The 15340-nt window shown below is 74.5% G+C and carries 16 protein-coding genes; 7 read left to right on the top strand and 9 right to left on the bottom strand.

What is annotated here, in order from left to right; genetic code table 11:
- Both CCN29_RS07065 and CCN29_RS07060 read left to right on the top strand, forming a co-directional pair.
- Positions 1 to 1452: glycoside hydrolase family 13 protein (locus tag CCN29_RS07065; protein WP_086680573.1), on the top strand; the 1452-nt coding region annotated here is incomplete at its 5' end.
- A 113-nt stretch (positions 1453 to 1565) separates the two neighbouring features.
- Positions 1566 to 2354, top strand: a complete 789-nt coding sequence (locus CCN29_RS07060; RefSeq protein WP_086680571.1) for a carboxypeptidase-like regulatory domain-containing protein — start codon at positions 1566 to 1568, stop codon at positions 2352 to 2354.
- A gap of 234 nt (positions 2355 to 2588) precedes the next feature.
- Here CCN29_RS07060 and CCN29_RS07055 read toward each other — a convergent pair whose 3' ends face one another.
- The 5 genes from CCN29_RS07055 to CCN29_RS07035 all read right to left on the bottom strand — a co-directional run bounded on the left by CCN29_RS07055 (position 2589) and on the right by CCN29_RS07035 (position 7502).
- Complete coding sequence (locus CCN29_RS07055) at positions 2589 to 2960, bottom strand: DUF6479 family protein (RefSeq protein ID WP_006134577.1); 372 nt, start codon at positions 2958 to 2960, stop codon at positions 2589 to 2591.
- 214 nt (positions 2961 to 3174) lie between these two features.
- Positions 3175 to 5295, bottom strand: a complete 2121-nt coding sequence (locus CCN29_RS07050) for an MMPL family transporter (protein ID WP_086680569.1) — start codon at positions 5293 to 5295, stop codon at positions 3175 to 3177.
- Between the two features lie 197 nt (positions 5296 to 5492).
- The gene (locus tag CCN29_RS07045) at positions 5493 to 5807 is read right to left on the bottom strand and encodes a hypothetical protein (RefSeq protein ID WP_006134578.1); all 315 of its coding nucleotides are present in this window, start codon (positions 5805 to 5807) and stop codon (positions 5493 to 5495) included.
- Complete coding sequence (locus CCN29_RS07040) at positions 5804 to 6190, bottom strand: ArsR/SmtB family transcription factor (protein ID WP_006134579.1); 387 nt, start codon at positions 6188 to 6190, stop codon at positions 5804 to 5806. The genes CCN29_RS07045 and CCN29_RS07040 overlap by 4 nt, the downstream gene beginning before the upstream one ends.
- Positions 6191 to 6326: 136 nt before the next feature.
- Positions 6327 to 7502 (bottom strand): cytochrome P450 family protein, encoded by a 1176-nt coding sequence (locus tag CCN29_RS07035; RefSeq protein ID WP_086680567.1) that lies wholly within the window; start codon positions 7500 to 7502, stop codon positions 6327 to 6329.
- Positions 7503 to 7605: 103 nt separating this feature from the next.
- Here CCN29_RS07035 and CCN29_RS07030 point away from each other — a divergent pair, with 103 nt between their 5' ends.
- The 3 genes from CCN29_RS07030 (at position 7606) to CCN29_RS07020 (ending at position 9304) form a co-directional block, all read left to right on the top strand.
- Positions 7606 to 8340, top strand: coding sequence for a TetR/AcrR family transcriptional regulator (locus CCN29_RS07030; protein ID WP_086680565.1), 735 nt, complete (start codon positions 7606 to 7608; stop codon positions 8338 to 8340).
- Positions 8341 to 8459: 119 nt separating this feature from the next.
- Positions 8460 to 8840 carry a MerR family transcriptional regulator gene (locus CCN29_RS07025; protein ID WP_031018019.1) on the top strand — a complete coding sequence of 127 codons (381 nt, stop codon included), beginning with the start codon at positions 8460 to 8462 and terminating at the stop codon, positions 8838 to 8840.
- Between the two features lie 260 nt (positions 8841 to 9100).
- Positions 9101 to 9304, top strand: coding sequence for a cold-shock protein (locus CCN29_RS07020; RefSeq protein WP_006134583.1), 204 nt, complete (start codon positions 9101 to 9103; stop codon positions 9302 to 9304).
- A 107-nt stretch (positions 9305 to 9411) separates the two neighbouring features.
- Here CCN29_RS07020 and CCN29_RS07015 read toward each other — a convergent pair whose 3' ends face one another.
- On the bottom strand, positions 9412 to 10302 hold the full coding sequence (locus CCN29_RS07015; RefSeq protein WP_006134584.1) for a serine hydrolase: 891 nt from the start codon (positions 10300 to 10302) through the stop codon (positions 9412 to 9414).
- Positions 10299 to 11267 carry a LysR family transcriptional regulator gene (locus tag CCN29_RS07010; protein WP_006134585.1) on the bottom strand — a complete coding sequence of 323 codons (969 nt, stop codon included), beginning with the start codon at positions 11265 to 11267 and terminating at the stop codon, positions 10299 to 10301. The genes CCN29_RS07015 and CCN29_RS07010 overlap by 4 nt, the downstream gene beginning before the upstream one ends.
- Positions 11268 to 11352: 85 nt before the next feature.
- On the opposite strand from CCN29_RS07010, the gene CCN29_RS07005 reads away from it, so the two are divergent.
- Both CCN29_RS07005 and bla read left to right on the top strand, forming a co-directional pair.
- Entirely contained in the window at positions 11353 to 12984 is a 1632-nt protein-coding gene (locus CCN29_RS07005; protein ID WP_086680563.1) for a penicillin-binding transpeptidase domain-containing protein, read from the top strand.
- A gap of 304 nt (positions 12985 to 13288) precedes the next feature.
- Positions 13289 to 14209 (top strand): class A beta-lactamase, encoded by a 921-nt coding sequence (bla, locus tag CCN29_RS07000; RefSeq protein ID WP_086680560.1) that lies wholly within the window; start codon positions 13289 to 13291, stop codon positions 14207 to 14209.
- Positions 14210 to 14219: 10 nt separating this feature from the next.
- Here bla and CCN29_RS06995 read toward each other — a convergent pair whose 3' ends face one another.
- Complete coding sequence (locus tag CCN29_RS06995) at positions 14220 to 14540, bottom strand: antibiotic biosynthesis monooxygenase family protein (RefSeq protein WP_006134588.1); 321 nt, start codon at positions 14538 to 14540, stop codon at positions 14220 to 14222.
- A gap of 51 nt (positions 14541 to 14591) precedes the next feature.
- Positions 14592 to 15340: SCO2400 family protein (locus CCN29_RS35635; protein WP_442538252.1), on the bottom strand; the 749-nt coding region annotated here is incomplete at its 5' end.

The following is a 15340-nucleotide window of genomic DNA, read 5'->3' as shown; positions in this document are numbered from 1 at the left end:
GACGGCGGCTACGACGTCGCCGACCCGCGCGACGTCGACCCGCGCCTGGGCACCCTCGACGACTTCGACGCGCTGGTCCGCGAGGCGCACCGGCTCGGCCTCAAGGTGATCGTCGACATCGTCCCCAACCACACCTCCCACCAGCACGTCTGGTTCCAGGAGGCGCTGCGCGCCGGACCCGGCTCCCCGGCCCGCGACCGCTACGTCTTCCGCGACGGACGCGGCGAGAGCGGCGAGCTGCCGCCCACCGACTGGCAGTCCGTGTTCGGCGGCAGCGCGTGGCAGCGGGTGCCGGACGGGCAGTGGTACCTGCACCTGTTCGCCGCCGAGCAGCCCGACCTGAACTGGGACCACCCCGACGTCCGCGAGGACTTCCGCACCACCCTCCGCTTCTGGTCCGACCGGGGCGTGGACGGCTTCCGCGTCGACGTGGCGCACGCCCTCACCAAGGACCTCGAGGAGCCGCTGCGCGACCTCGGCGACCACGCGGCCGGCGGCGAGGCGGCCCTCGCCGACTTCGCGCCCGGCACGCACCCGTTCTACGACCGCGACGAGGTGCACGAGATCTACCGCGACTGGCGGAAGATCTTCGACACCTACACCCCGCCGCGTACGGCCGTGGCCGAGGCGTGGGTGCCCGGCGCGCGGCGCGCCCTGTACGCCCGCCCGGACGAACTGGGCCAGGCCTTCAACTTCGAGTACCTCGAAGCCGCGTGGGACGCGGACGAGCTCCGCCAGGTCATCACCGACTCGCTGGCGACCGCGCAGGCGGCCGGCGCCTCGGCGACCTGGGTGCTGTCCAACCACGACGTGGTCCGGCACGCGACCCGGCTGATGCTGCCGCCCGGCACGGACACCAACGCCTGGCTGCTGTCCGGCGGCAGCGCCCCCGCCGTCGACGCGGAGGCGGGACTGCGACGGGCCCGCGCCGCCACCCTGCTGATGCTGGCGTTGCCCGGCTCGGCGTACGTCTACCAGGGCGAGGAACTCGGCCTCCCCGAGGTCGCCGACCTGCCCACGGAGGTCCTCCAGGACCCGATCTGGGAGCAGACGGGCCGCGTCCGCAAGGGCCGCGACGGCTGCCGCGTCCCCCTGCCCTGGACCTCGACCGGTCCCTCGTACGGCTTCGGCGCGAACGGCGCGTGGCTGCCGCAGCCGCCGTCCTTCGCCGCGTACGCGGTGGAGGCGCAGGACGGGGTGGAGGGCTCCACCCTGGAGCTGTACCGCACGGCCCTGCGGCTGCGCCGCAAGCTGCTCGACGGCGAGACGCTGAGGTGGGCGGAGGACGCTCCGGAGGGGGTTCTCCAGTTCGACCGCGGTGACGGCTGGCGCTGCGTGACGAACCTGTCCGCCGAGCCGGTGCCCCTCCCCGCGGGCGAGGTGGTCCTCACCAGCGCCTCGCTGAAGGACGGGCATCTGCCCCCGGACACGACGGTCTGGCTGACGCGCTGAGGGTTGTACCACCCGTACGGAGGGCATGGGCGGGCGTCCGGTGAGGGCGTCCCGCAGAGTCGGTCGCAGGTGTGTCCGATGACCGTGCCGGCCGTACAGGGAGCCCGTCCACGATGAACAGGTCCAGCAAGACAGCGGCCGCCGTGCTCACGGCGGCCGGGATCCTCGCGGCCGGGTGGCTGCCCGCCGGGCCCGCGTCCGCCGTCGACGGGGCGGGCCCGCCGGCGGGTGAGCGGGTCCTCTGGGGCGCGGTGACCATCCCGCCCGGCCGGGACGGCATCGTCGAGGCGTCGGGCCTGTCCGGGCCCGCCCTCGGGTTCGGCTCCAGCCTGACGCTGACCGCCCCGGCCGGCGCGGAGGTCACCGGCGTGCCGCTCGCCGCCGCCGGCTACCGGGGCGAGGTCGCCGCCGACGGCCGCACCGCCGTCTACACGGCGGTGTCGGCGGAACGCCCGTGGCAGACCGGAAGCTTCCCCTTCGTGCTGACGGTGCCCGCCGACGCGGAGCCGGGGACACGGCTCGCCGGCTGCGTGCTGCGGCTCGCGGACGCGGAGGGCGTCGCGCGGGCGAGCGGGGGGTGTCAGGTGACGGTGGGGCTGCCGTCACCGGTGCTGTCCCGGCCCGAGCCGGGGGTGCCGCTGGGGTACCGGCCGGCCGCGGCGGGCCGGGCGTACCCGGGGGCGCAGGTGACGGTGTCCGACCAGGACGGGAACGAGGTGTGCACGGACACGGCGGGGGCGGACGGGTCCTGGAGCTGCGCTCCGGGCCGTGATCTGCCCGCCGGGGCGAATCGGCTCCAGGCCACGGCGAGTCTGAACGGCGTGTCCGCGGCGAGCGAGCAGATCCACATCACGGTCGGCTCTCCCACTTCGGTCACGGCCCCTGCGGTGCCGCCTCGCTGAGGGACACCTGCCCGTGTCCGGGGCGCCGTCTCGGGGGCTCCGCCCCCGGACCCCCGTCGCGCAGTTCCCCGCGCCCCTGGGGGCGGATCAGCCCTCGCGCCCCGACAGGTGCAGCGCCCCATAGGGGCGCGGGGAACTGCGCGAACGGCAGCACAGGGCGCGGTGCCCTGAGATTCCGCCCAGGTTGGGGGCGCCGTTCCGGGGGCTCCGCCCCCAAACCCCCCTGGGGTCAGGTCACACGTGACCTGGCCCTCCGCTGCCGAACGCCCCGCTCGACCCCGGCAGCCACCTCTTCCGCTGCTGATCCTTGCCCGTCTTCGTACTCGCGTGATGCAGCTCGTACGGCATGAGCCGGGAGCCGGAGCGAGGCGTGAGCGGGATCTCGTCGGGCTCGCGCATCTCCCGCATCTCGCGTACCGCGCCGCCGTCCGGCAGCCTCGGCTGCTCGTCGGGCTGGGGGCGCGGGGACTCCTGGTCCATGTACCGCATTCCCGCCCGGACGGCCCAGACCAGGGCACCTGCCACGATGATGCCGCCGAGGAAGGCCGCGAGCACGGCCCACCGATGGTTGTCGGCGGCCAGCTGTACAAGCGTTGCCGTGTTCATGTTTCCGAGTATGGACCAGGAAATGTGATAAAGCGCCCGCTATGTCCGAATCGGCGGGAGTCAGCGGCGTCCGACGGCGCGCCCCCCCCGTTCGGACCGTCCGAGGAGCGGCGCCCCGCGCCGGGTGGCAGGCTGCGGCCAGAGGGAAGGCCGGGACGGGCCGTCGCGTCCCCACGTGTGCAGCTCGGGGCCCGGCCCCGGCCTTCCCGTCTTCCTACGCCGTCGCCCCGGCGACCGGCTCCCGCGTCTCCGGCGTCCGGCCGGAACCCGTGTCGCCGTCCGGCCGCGGCGCCTCGCGGAACAGCCGCCCCGGCCACCAGAACAGGCGGCCGAGATCCAGCGCCAGCGCCGGCACCATGACCGTACGCACGAGGAACGTGTCCAGCAGGACGCCGATCCCCACCAGCACGCCCATCTGCGCCATGGTCACCAGCGGCAGGCCGGCGAACACCGCGAAGGTGGCCGCCAGCACCACACCGGCCGAGGTGATCACCCCTCCGGTGCTGGTGAGACCCTCCAGCACGCCGCGTGTGACGCCGAGCCGCGCGGTCTCCTCCCGTACCCGGTGCATGAGGAAGATGTTGTAGTCGATGCCCAGGGCCACCAGGAACACGAAGCCCATCAGCGGGATCGACCAGTCCACGCCCGCGTAGCCGAGGACGTGCTCGAAGAGCAGGTTGGACGCGCCGAGCGCCGCGAGGTACGACACCACCACGGTGGCCAGCAGCAGCACCGGCGCGACCAGCGCCCGCAGCAGCCCGATCAGCACGGCGAGGACGACCAGCAGCACCACGGGCACCACGGTGGTCAGGTCCCGGTCCGCGGCCCGCGCGGTGTCCAGGCTCTCCGCGGTGGTCCCGCCGACCAGGGCGTCCGCGCCGTCCACGCCGTGCACGGCGGTGCGCAGCGCGTCGACGGTGTCCTTGGCGGCGTCGCTGTCCGGGGCGTCCTCCAGCACCACGGACAGCGTGATGAGGGAGCCGTCGGGTGTGCGGTCGCCGCCCGGTTCGACCCGGGCCACCCCGTCCACCCCGGCCGCGGCCGTCCGCACCTCGCCGGCGGCGGCGGTGCGGGTGACGATCTGTGCCGGGTCGGAGGCGCCGGAGGGGAAGTGCTCCGAGATCCGCTCCTGCGCGACGACGGACCCGGGCTTGTCCTGGAACATCTCCGACTGGGTGAGCCCGAGGGAGATGCCGGCCGCGGACAGCGCCAGCACCCCGGTGACCGCCACCGACATCAGCCACGACCAGCGCGGACGCCGCGCCACGGCGCTCCCGACCCGCGCCCACACCGTGCGCTCCTTGCGCGCGGGCGTGCCGAAGCGGGGGACGAACGGCCAGAACACCCAGCGCCCGGCGAGCACCAGCAGCGCGGGCAGCACCGTGACCATGGCGAGGAACGCGCACACCACGCCGACCGCGCCGACCAGGCCCAGCGAGCGGGAGGAGTTGACGTCGGCGAGCGCCAGGCAGGCCAGGCCCACGGCGATGGTGCCGGCCGAGGCGAGCACCGCGGGGCCCGAGCGGGTCAGGGCGATCCGCATGGCGCGGTGCCGGTCCTCGTGGCGGTGCAGCTCCTCCCGGTAGCGGGCGATGAGCAGCAGCGCGTAGTCGGTGCCGACGCCGAAGACCAGCACCATCAGCACGCCCGCGCTCTGCGGGTCCACGGGCAGCGAGGCGTGCTTGGCCAGCAGATACGTGGACGCCTGGGTGAGCACGGCGGCGAAGCCGACCGACAGCAGCGGGAACAGCCACAGCACCGGGCTGCGGTACGTGATCAGCAGCAGGGCGGTCACGACGAGCACGGTGGCGATCATCAGAGTCGCGTCGAGGCTGTCGAACACCGCCACGCTGTCGGTGAGGGAGGCGGCGGGGCCGCCGACCTCGACGTCCGTGCCGGGCGGGGCGTTGGCCCCGGCGATGTCGCGCAGGGCGTCGACGGTGTCGGTGACCTCGTCCTCCGCGTCCAGCGGGACCACCGTCATCAGCGCCTCGCGGTCGTCCGACGGCACCGGCCCGGTGATCCGCCGACCCGGGGCCGTGAACCGGTCGAGCGCGGCGCGGTCGGCGTCCGCCGCCTCCCGGGCGCCCGCGCCGGTGTACACGACGACGACGGGCATGACCGTGTCCGTGCGGAACTTCTCCAGTTCCGTGTTGACGCGGGCGGACTCGGCGCCGTGCGGAAGGAAGGCGTTGGGGCCGGTGTCCTCCACGTCGCCGAGCTTCCCGGCCAGCGGGCCGAGGGCGACGGCGACGATCAGCCAGGCCGCGAGCACGGCCCACTTCCCGCGTCGCCCGCCGGGCGCACGCGCGATGCGCTGCAACAGGGCACGCATGAGTACTCTCCTTGATGTGAAGCGCACCGCCGGCCGGTGACGGCCGGCGCGGGGCGCACGGATCCCGCACCACGGCGCTCAGGCTGTGACGACCTGCCGTGGTGCACGGGTAGGGGTGTGTCCGGGGCGTGTGCTTCCTCCGTACGGCCGGGAGTTGCCGCTCCCGGCCGTACACCTCCGCGCACACGCGGACGGGGTCATTCGATCTCGCGCATCATCTTCTCCATCGACCCGACGGCCAGCCGGGTCTGTGTCAGCTCCTCCAGCAGCCGGCGCTGCTCCTCCGTGGTGCGGCGCTGCAACTCAACGGTGTCCTCCAGCAGATGCGCGTACCGCGTGGCGAGCTCCTTGTACTGCTCCTCGCGCGCGGCCAGCATGCGGGCGCGCCAGGTGGCCGCCACCTGCCAGACGATCACGATCAACAGCGTGAAGAACCCGGCCGCGCCGACGGCCCCCACCAGCACGCCGAGCTCGTCGGCGCCGGCGGCCTGCGTCACCAGTTCGTCGTTCACTTCGCTTCCTCTTTCGCGCCTCGGTCCGAGCGGCCCGTGCCGCGGTCGGCGGTGCCCGCTTCGACGTCGGTGAGCGTCGAGGCCGCGCGGGCGACGGTGTGCGGGGTGAGCTCGCAGACGAACGGCGTGACGTCGTAGTACTTGACGGTCTTGCCGTCGTCCGCGGCTTCGAGCGTGCCGGTGACGAGGCCGGCGGCCTCCAGCCGCTGGAGGTGCATGTGCAGCAGCGGGCGGCTGATGCCGATCTCGCGCGCCAGCGCGCTGACGTACGTGCGGTTCTCCACGAGCGCCGCCACGATCCGCATCCGGTGCGGGTTGCCGAGCGCCGTGAGGATCTTCAGCAGGGCGTCACCCTCGGGCGCCGGCGGCGGGACCTCGGGCATCAGGGCCCCTTTCCCTCGTACCTGTCAGAAAAGGCTGACAGGGGGTCCGGGCACCTGTCAAAGATTTCTGACACATCTCAGGGTCCGATGGGGGACACCTCAGGGTCGCCTCCGGGAGGCCCCGAAAAGGACCGTGTCAGCCGAGGCGGACGGGAAGCGCGGCGAGCCCCCTCAGCAGCGTGCCGGCGCGCCAGGTGAGGGACTCCGCGTCGGCGTCCAGGGCGAGACGGGGGTGCCGTTCCAGCAGCAGGCGCAGGGCGACGGCGGCCTCAGCGCGGGCGAGCGGGGCACCGAGGCAGCGGTGGACGCCGTGTCCGAAGCCCAGGTGGCCCTGGGGGCGGCGGGTGAGGTCGAAGCGGTCCGGGTCGGGGAAGGCGAGCGGGTCACGGGAGGCCGCCGCCAGGGAGACCAGCACGGCGTCCCCGGCGGCCACGCGGGTGCCGGCCAGCTCCAGCGGCTCCGCCGCGAACCGGAACGCGCCCGCTTGCACGGGCGAGTTGAGGCGCAGCGACTCCTCCACCGCCGCGCCCGTCAGCCCCGGGTCGGCGCGCAGCAGGGCGAGCTGGTCCGGGTGCGTGAGCAGGCTCAGCACGGTCGCGGAGATCAGGTTGACGGTCGTCTCGTGCCCGGCGACCAGCAGCAGGAAGGCCATGCCGAGCAGCTCCTCGGACGACAGCGCGCCGGACGCGCCCGGGGCGGCGAGGTCCGCGAGCAGGGTGCCGTCGGGAGTGCGGGCCTTCCGGGCGATCAGGCCGGTGAGGTATCCGGCGAGTGCGGCGGCCGAGGCGGCGGCCGTGGTCGCGTCCGTGGGCGTGACCAGCTCGTTCGACCAGGTGTGGAAGTCCCCGCGGTCGCCCGCGGGCACGCCGAGCAGGTCGCAGATCACGGTGACCGGCAGCGGCAGCGCGTACGCGCCCACCAGATCGGCGGGCCCCGTTCGCGGCATCCGGTCCAGCAAGTCACGGGCCACGGCCTCGACGCGGGGGCGCAGCGCGGCGATCCGGCCCGGGGTGAAGTGGCCCGCGACCAGCCGTCGCAGCCGGGTGTGGTGCGGCGGGTCGCTCTGGAGCATGTTGCGGCCGACCGCCTGCCCGCCGTCGGTCTCCCAGCCGGCCGAGTGCCGGATGTCGTTGCGCAGCCGGGGATCGGTGAGCGCCGCGCGCACCGCGTCCCGGGTCACCACCAGCCAGGCGTCCCCGCTGCCGGGGACGTGCACCCGGTGGACCGGCCCCTCGGCGCGCAGGGCCGCGAGACGGTCGAAGGGGAAGGGCGTCGGCGCCCATCCCAGGGGCGCGGATCCGTCGGCGCGCATGGTGTGTCCTCTCGGCGAGCAGTAAACGGGGAGTGCTCCCCAGTTGTCGCCGGGACGATAGCATCCGCCCGGGGAGCGCTCCCCGGTTCGTACGGAGGGATGCATGACCGTCGGTGAGGGATCTGAGGCGCCCGTTCCGCCCCGGCTGCGGCGGGACGCGCGGCGGAACCGGGAGCGGCTGGTGGAGGCGGCGCACGCCGTGTTCGCCGAGCAGGGGCTCGAGGCGCCGCTGGACGTGATCGCGCGGCGCGCCGGGGTCGGCAACGCGACGCTCTACCGGCACTTCCCCACGCGGGCGGCGCTCGTGGACGCCGTGTTCCGCGGCCAGCTCACGGGAACGATGCAGGCCGGGGAACGCGCGCGCCGCGCGGCCGACGCGTGGGCCGGTCTGGCGGACTATCTCGACGCCGTGTTCGCCACCCTTGCGGCCGATCGCGGGACCAACGACCTGATGACCACCCGTCTGCCGGACGTCGAGACGCTCGACGCCGTCCACGCGCACAACCGCGAGACCGTCGACGTGCTGCTGGAGCGCGCCCGCGCGCAGGGCGGCGTGCGCGCCGACGTCACCACCGAGGACCTTCTCTTCGCCCTGGCGGCACTGGGCCGTGCCGTGCCGCCGCTGGCCGCCGCCGCGGGACCCGACGCCTGGCGCCGCCCCCTCGCCCTGTTCCTCGAAGGGCTGCGCGGTCCCGCGGCAGGGCCCCGTCCGCTGCCCGGACGGCCGCTCGACGAGGAGGAACTGGGTCGGGTGCTCGGGGAGATGGGTCCGCACCGGACCAGGCCCACGGACGGCTCAACCGGCGGGGCCGCGGCGGGCGGCACGGCGCCGGCGTGAACAGCTGAGGACATCTGTACGCGCCGCGACAGATTTTCCGCCGAGGCGACTAGAGTTTGACGGTGGGGAACCTGTCCCCGTGGCGGACCGTGCCCGCTGTGGTCCGCGGAAAGGTGCGTATGCCCTCGGAAAGTCAGCCGTACGCCGACGGCCGGCAGCCGGACCAGGACCGGCTCCCCGTCGCCGACCGGCTCGACGACGACCACTTCCCGGCCTACACCATGGGCAGGGCCGCCGAACTGGTCGGAGCCACACCCGCGTTCCTCCGTGCCCTCGGTGAGGCGCGGCTGATCACGCCGACCCGCTCGGACGGGGGGCACCGCCGCTACTCGCGCCACCAGCTGCGGCTCGCCGCCCGCGCCCGCGAGCTGGTCGACCAGGGCACCCCGGTGGACGCCGCGTGCCGCATCGTGAGCCTCGAGGACCAGCTGGAGCAGGCGGAGCGGACGAACGAGGAGCTCCGCAGGCAGGGCGCCGACCCGGTCCACGGGCACCGGTGAGGCACCGGCGAGGCACCGCTGAAAATCTGTCCCCGCCGGGACAGTATTTCCGCCCCGCCGGCGCGAAATTCTTTTCTCTAAACACGCCGTGCGGGTTTATTCCAGTGATTTTCCTCGCTTGCCGAGAATATTTTCCGTGCTAGGCTGACGTCAGTTGCAGTTGTGGTTGCCAGTTTGAACCGGTTCTCCGGGCAGGTGATCATCGCGACGATGTAGGGATTCGTAAAGTGCGTTTCCCGGCACTGTCTCAGGAGATAATTATGGCCACCGGTACGGTCAAGTGGTTCAACTCGGAAAAGGGCTTCGGCTTCATCGAGCAGGACGGCGGCGGCGCTGACGTGTTCGCCCACTACTCGAACATCGCCACCTCGGGCTACCGCGAGCTCCAGGAAGGCCAGAAGGTGACCTTCGACGTCACCCAGGGCCAGAAGGGCCCGCAGGCGGAGAACATCGTTCCCGCCTGACCTGCCTGACCTGCACGCAGGTTTTGAGGAGCGGGTGCCCGCACGTTTCGTGCGGGCACCCGCTCCTCGCTGTTTCCGGGGATTTTCCCCCGCGTTTCCGGCCACGCTCAGCGTGACGACCGGAACGCCTTCGCGCGCAGCGCGTCCACCGCGATCCGCGCCGCCGTGCCGATCACCGCGTCGGCCGCCGGAAGGGTCGCCGCCGTGTGCGCGGTCCGGGTGAAGACGGCCACCGCGTAACGGCCGCCGTCGGGATACTCGACCACCCCCACCTCGTTCCGCAGAGTCGGCAGGCTGCCGGTCTTTCCCGCGACATGCACGTCGTCGAAGGGAAAACCCGAGGCCAGACGGTGCGGCCACACCTGAAGCCCCATGATCCGCCGCATCGCCGCGCCGTGCTCCGGAGTGCACGCCTCGTCCCGCCACACCGCGCCCAGCAGCCGCGTCATGTCCCGTGGGGTGCTGCGGTTGGTGCGGGCCGGGTCCAGCGCCCGCAGCCGGCTCACGACCCGCGGGTCGGCCAGCGCCCGCGCCCCGTCCGGCCCGGCGTCCTCCTTGACGGTGGCCAGCATGTCGCCGAAGGAGTGCACCGCCCGCGTCCGGGTCAGGCCCAGCCGGGCCGTCGTCGCGTTCACGGCGTCCAGACCCACCCGGCGCAGCAGCAGGTCGGCGGCCGCGTTGTCGCTCACCGCCATCATCAGATAGGCCAGGTCCCGCAGGGACAGACGGGCCGCGTCCAGCATCGCCGCAACCCCCGTGGGCCCCGCCGTGCGCTCCCCCGGCACGGTCTCCAGCTGCTCGGCCAGGTCCAGCACGCCCCGCGCCGCCCGCTCGTGCAGCGCGACCAGCAGACACAGCTTGTGGACGCTCGCCGTGCACACCGGCTGGTCCGCTCCGGCGCCCAGCTGGTCGCCGGAGTCGATGTCGAGGGCGTGCAGCCGGCCGGTGACCCCGGCGTCGGCGAAAGCCGCGTGGATGCGGGCGACGGCGTCCGTCACAGCCAGTACTCCGATGCCGGTCGCAGGTGCAGGGGACGGTCCGGCACGTCGGGAACCGCGCCCGCGGCGGTGCGCAGGGCACGCGTGGCCGCCTCCGCGAACGCCTGCACGGCGGCGTCGCCGCGCCCCTTCGGCCAGGCCGCCGAGTGCCGCAGCGCGGGCGCCCCTCCGGTCAGCGGACGCCACACGGCGTCCCCCTCGCCGTCCCCCTGCCCCGGCGGGGCGGCATCACGCGGACACAGGGCGACCGCCCCCGAGGACAGCACCAGCCCGCGCACGAAACTCGCGCCCTGGCCGTGGCGCACGGCGGCGGGGGTGAAGCCGCCGCGTGCGCAGGTGGTCAGCAGCTCGTCGTACAGGGCCGGTGCCGCCGTGCGCGGGAAGAGGATCAGGTCGCGCCCGGACAGCGCGGGCAGCGGGACCTCCTCCAGTGCGGCCGCAGCGGTCCCGGCGGGCAGCAGCACGCCCAGCTCCCTGCGCAGCACAGGTCCCAGCTCCAGCCCCGTCACGTCGCACGGATGGTGGACGACCCCCACGTCCAGGTCGTGCGCCGCGAGCCGGTCGAGCTGCTGCGCCGTGGACAGCTCGTGCAGCTCCAGCTCGAGACCGGCGTGACGTCCGGCGAAGTCGGCGAGCAGCGCGGCCACCGTCTCGCCGGAGAGGTCCGGGGGCAGCGCGGCGCGCAGCAGCCCCGTCTCGCCGTCGCGCACCCGGCGGGCGGCGGTGAGGAACGACTCCGTGCGGGCCAGCACCTCCCGCGCCTCGGCCAGCAGCAGTGTCCCGGCCTCCGTGATCCGCACCTGACGGCTGGTGCGCTCGAAGAGCCGCACCCCCAGCTCCCGTTCCAGGCGCTGGACGCGCTGCGAGAGAGGGGGCTGGGCCATGCCGAGACGGGCGGCGGCACGGCCGAAGTGTGACTCTTCTGCAACAGCCACGAAGCACTCCAGGTGCCGCACCAGGTCCACGATCAGTAACCATATCGAGTGTTTATCGGTCCATGAGCGATAGCGGACTTGGACGGAGGGGCCTCCGCGCTGCTGTGGTCGGGGCATGAACACGTTTCCCGACCTTTCCCCCTCCGCTCCCCGCCGTGGCCCGCGGGCGGCGGTCAAGGCGCTCGTCGCCGTCACGGCGGTCGCCGCGGTCGCCGTCGGCGGGGCCTGGGGCGCCGGGCTCGGCCCCTTCGCCGGCGAGTCCGGACCCGACCCGGAGGCGGTGGCCGAGGCCCGCGCGTTCCTCGCCGACTGGGCCGCCGGACGCCTCCCGGCCGCCGCCGCCCGCACCACCAGACCCGACCGCGCGGAGGAGGTGCTCAGCAGCTTCACCTCCGGGCTCGACATCGACCGGCCGGTACTCACCGCCGGCAGGCCCGTGGAGGACGAGGAGTCCGGCGGACACGCCGTCACCGTCCCGTACACCGCGCGGATGCCCGTCACCGGCCTCGGCACCTGGACCTACGGGGCCGAACTGCCGCTGCGGGAGCGCGACGGCGAGTGGAAGGTGGACTGGCGGCTGTCGCTGGTGCACCCGCGGCTCAGCGGCACGGAGAAGTTCCGCCTGGAGCGTGAGGAGGCCGAACCGGTCCGCGCGCTCGACCGCGCCGGACGCGCCCTGTCCGCGGACGCCCACCCCTCCCTCGGCCCCGTCCTCGCCCAGCTGGCCCGCGGCAGGGACGGCGGCGGGCCGCGCGGGGCGGTGCTGCTCGTCGACCGCGCCACCGGGGACGTCCGCCGCACCGAGGCCGCCTTCGGCGGCCCCGCCCGCCGGGACGACGGCCCCCTGCGCACGACGCTCGACGCACGCTGGCAGTCGGCCGCCGAACAGGCCCTGAGGAAGGCCGGCGGGAAGAACGCGGCACTGGTCGCCCTGCGCGTAACCGACGGGCAGGTCCTCGCGGTGGCGAACTCCCCGGCCGACGGCTTCAACCGCGCCGTCTCCGGCACGTACGCCCCCGGCTCCACCTGGAAGATCGTCACCAGCGGCGCCCTGCTGCTCAAGGGCGCGGTCGCCCCGGACGACGTCGTGGACTGCCCCCGCTACCTCACCGTCGGCAAGCGGTTCCAGAACGTCGAGACCTCCGCCCACCCCGGCGCCACCTTCCGCACCGCGTTCACCGAGTCCTGCAACACCGCCTTCATCGGCCTGCGCGACCGGCTCGGCGACGGCGAACTCGGGGAGGTCGCGAAGAAGTACTTCGGCGTCGGGCAGACCTGGCACGTGGGCGTCCCCTCGTACGACGGGTCCGTGCCCGAGCCGCGCGACGCGACGGAGAAGGCCGCGTCGATGATCGGGCAGGGCCGGGTGCAGGCCAACCCGCTGATCATGGCGTCGGTCACCGCGACGGCCGTCTCCGGCCGCTTCCACCAGCCGTCCCTCGTCGCCACCGGCACGGAGGACACCACCGTGACCGAGCCGCTGCCGCCTCGGGTCGTCAGCCGGCTTCGCTCGCTGCTGCGGGCCACGGTCACCGAGGGCACGGCGCGGGTGCTGGCGCCGCTCGGCGGCGAGGTCGGGGGGAAGACCGGGACGGCCGAGGTGTCCGAGGAGCAGGAGAACAACGGGTGGATGGTTGCCCATCGGGGTGGCGTCGCCGTGGCGTGCGTGGTGGAGGAGGGCGTTACGGGCGGTGGGTCGGCGGGGCCTGTGGTGTACGGGGTGTTGTCGGGGGCGCCCCGGTCTTGAGGCCCGCGCAGGTTTTGAGGCGCGCCTCGCCTTCTGGGGCCGGCCCGACTGGACACGTTCGGTGTCCTGACCTCCCGTTCTCGGGGGCTTCGCCCCCGGACCCCCTTCGCGCAGTTCCCCGCGCCCCTATAGGCGCGCTCGCCCCTGGGTCCCGTTGCGCAGTTCCCCGCGCCCCTATAGGCGCGCTCGCCCCTGGGTCCCGTTGCGCAGTTCCCCGCGCCCCTACAGGGCCGCTCGCCCCTGGGTCCTCTTCGCGTAGCTCCCCGCGCCCCTGTGGGGCCCTTTCCTGGAAGGATGTTTCCTTGTGACCGCACGACTCTCCCGCCGTGCCCTCCTGTTGACCGCCGCCCTTGTTCCCGTCGCGGGGTGTGCCGCCGATGCTCCGGATCGGGCTCCCGCCGCCGGTGGTTCCGCGACACCAGGGCGCCGGACCCCGGACCCGGTCAGCCCTCCCCGTCTCCGCGCGCTGGAGCGTGAGTTCGGTGCTCGGCTCGGGGTGTTCGCCGTCGACACCGGGACCGGTGCCACCGTCGTGCACCGGGCCGACGAACGCTTCGCGCTCTGTTCCACCTTCAAGACCCTCGCCGCCGCCGCGGTCGTGGACCGCCGCCCCGGCGCCCGCCTGGACGAACGGGTCTCGTACAGCACGGCCGACCTGGTGACGTACTCGCCCGTCACCGAGAAGCACACCGCTGACGGCATGACGCTGCGTCAGCTCTGCGACGCCGCCGTCCGGTACAGCGACAACACCGCGGGAAATCTGCTGCTGCGGGACATCGGCGGGCCGGGCGGGCTCACCGCGTACGCGCGCCGGCTGGGTGACCGGGTCACGCGGCTGGACCACGTCGAGCCCGAGCTGAACAGCAACCCGCCCGGCGACCCGCGTGACACCACCTCGCCCCGCGCCATCGCCGCCGACTACCGGGCCCTGGTCCTCGGCGACGCCCTGCCCGCCGCCGGGCGCGCCCTGATCACCGACTGGCTGGTGCGCAACACCACCGGCGACCGCCGCATCCGGGCGGCCGTGCCCCGCGGCTGGCGGGTGGGCGACAAGACCGGCGGCGGGGAGTGGGGCCGGGGCAACGACGTGGCCGTGCTGTGGCCGGGCGCCGGACGACCCCCGCTGGTGTTGTCCGTGCTGACCGAGCGCACCGACCGCGCCGCCTCCCCCAGCGACGAGCTGGTGGCGGAGGCGGCGCGGCGGGTGCTGGACGTGCTGGGGTGACGTCCGCCGGTCAGTCCTGGCGGGGCGCCGCCTGCTGGACCACCTCGAAGGACCACAGGGTCGCGTCGGTGGCCGCAGGGCGCGGCTTGTCGCCCTGCGCGCCGGCGTGGGCGGCCTGACCGCGTCCCTCCATCCAGCGCCGGAAGTCCTCCTCGCTGCGCCAGCGCGTGTAGACGAGGTAGGTGTCCGTGCCCTCGACCGGGCGCAGCAGCTCGAACCACTCGAAGCCGTCCGAGCTCTCCACCGCCCCGGCCCGCGCGGCGAACCGCTTCTCCAGGGTCTCGCGCTGGTCCTCGGGAACCGTGAGTACGTTGATCTTCACGACGCTCATGCCGCGATTGTCCCGCAGCCCCCACGAGCGCCGCCCGTCGGGGCGGACCGGTCAGCCGACGCAGATCACCAGCAGGCAGAGGCGGGGGTCGCGCGGCTCGTCGGCGGGCGGCGGGGTGCTGGGCGCCGGCTGCGCGGTCGAGCCGTCGCCCTGGTCCGAGCCGCCGTCGCCGCTGCCCGTGTCACCGGTCCCGGTGCCGTCGTCGGCGGTGGGCGGGGGCGTGGTGGGGCGCGTGGCGGTGCCGGAGTCGCCGGTGGCGGGTGTGCCGGTGCCGGTGTCCTGGCTCGTCTCCGAGCGGCTGCCGGAACGGGAGACCGGCTCGGACGCGTCCGCACGTCCCCCGGCGGGCACCTCGGTGGCGGCGGCGCCGTCGGTGTGGGTGCCGGACGGCGGCGCGGTGGTGGCGGGCGCGGCCCCGGGACGCGCCTGGTCCCGGCGGGCGTCGGCCTGCGGCGGAGCGGTCGTACGGTCCGGGGCGGCGGACGGGGCGCCGGCCGTGTCGTCCGCGGTGCCGGAGGTGCCGCCCATGCCGTGCAGGTCGGGGGCGGCGGACGCCTGGGTACGGTCGCTGCCGCCCCGGTCGGTCGAGGCGAGGGTGATGCCGCCGCCGACGAGCGCCACCGCCGTGGCGACCAGGGCGCGCCGCTGCGTCTTCTTCCAGCGCGCCAACTGCCGCCGCCGTGCGGCGCGTCCGGTACCGGGACCGGGCGGCAGGGCGGCGTGCGGGGTGTCGGCCGTGGGGCCGGTCTCCTCGGTCTCCTCGGGCTGCGCGGGCTGTGCGGGGTCGGCGGGGCGCGCCG

This window comes from Streptomyces pseudogriseolus (genome assembly GCA_002154585.1).
Lineage (GTDB): Bacteria > Actinomycetota > Actinomycetes > Streptomycetales > Streptomycetaceae > Streptomyces > Streptomyces pseudogriseolus.
This window is presented reverse-complemented; position numbering and strand designations above follow the sequence as displayed.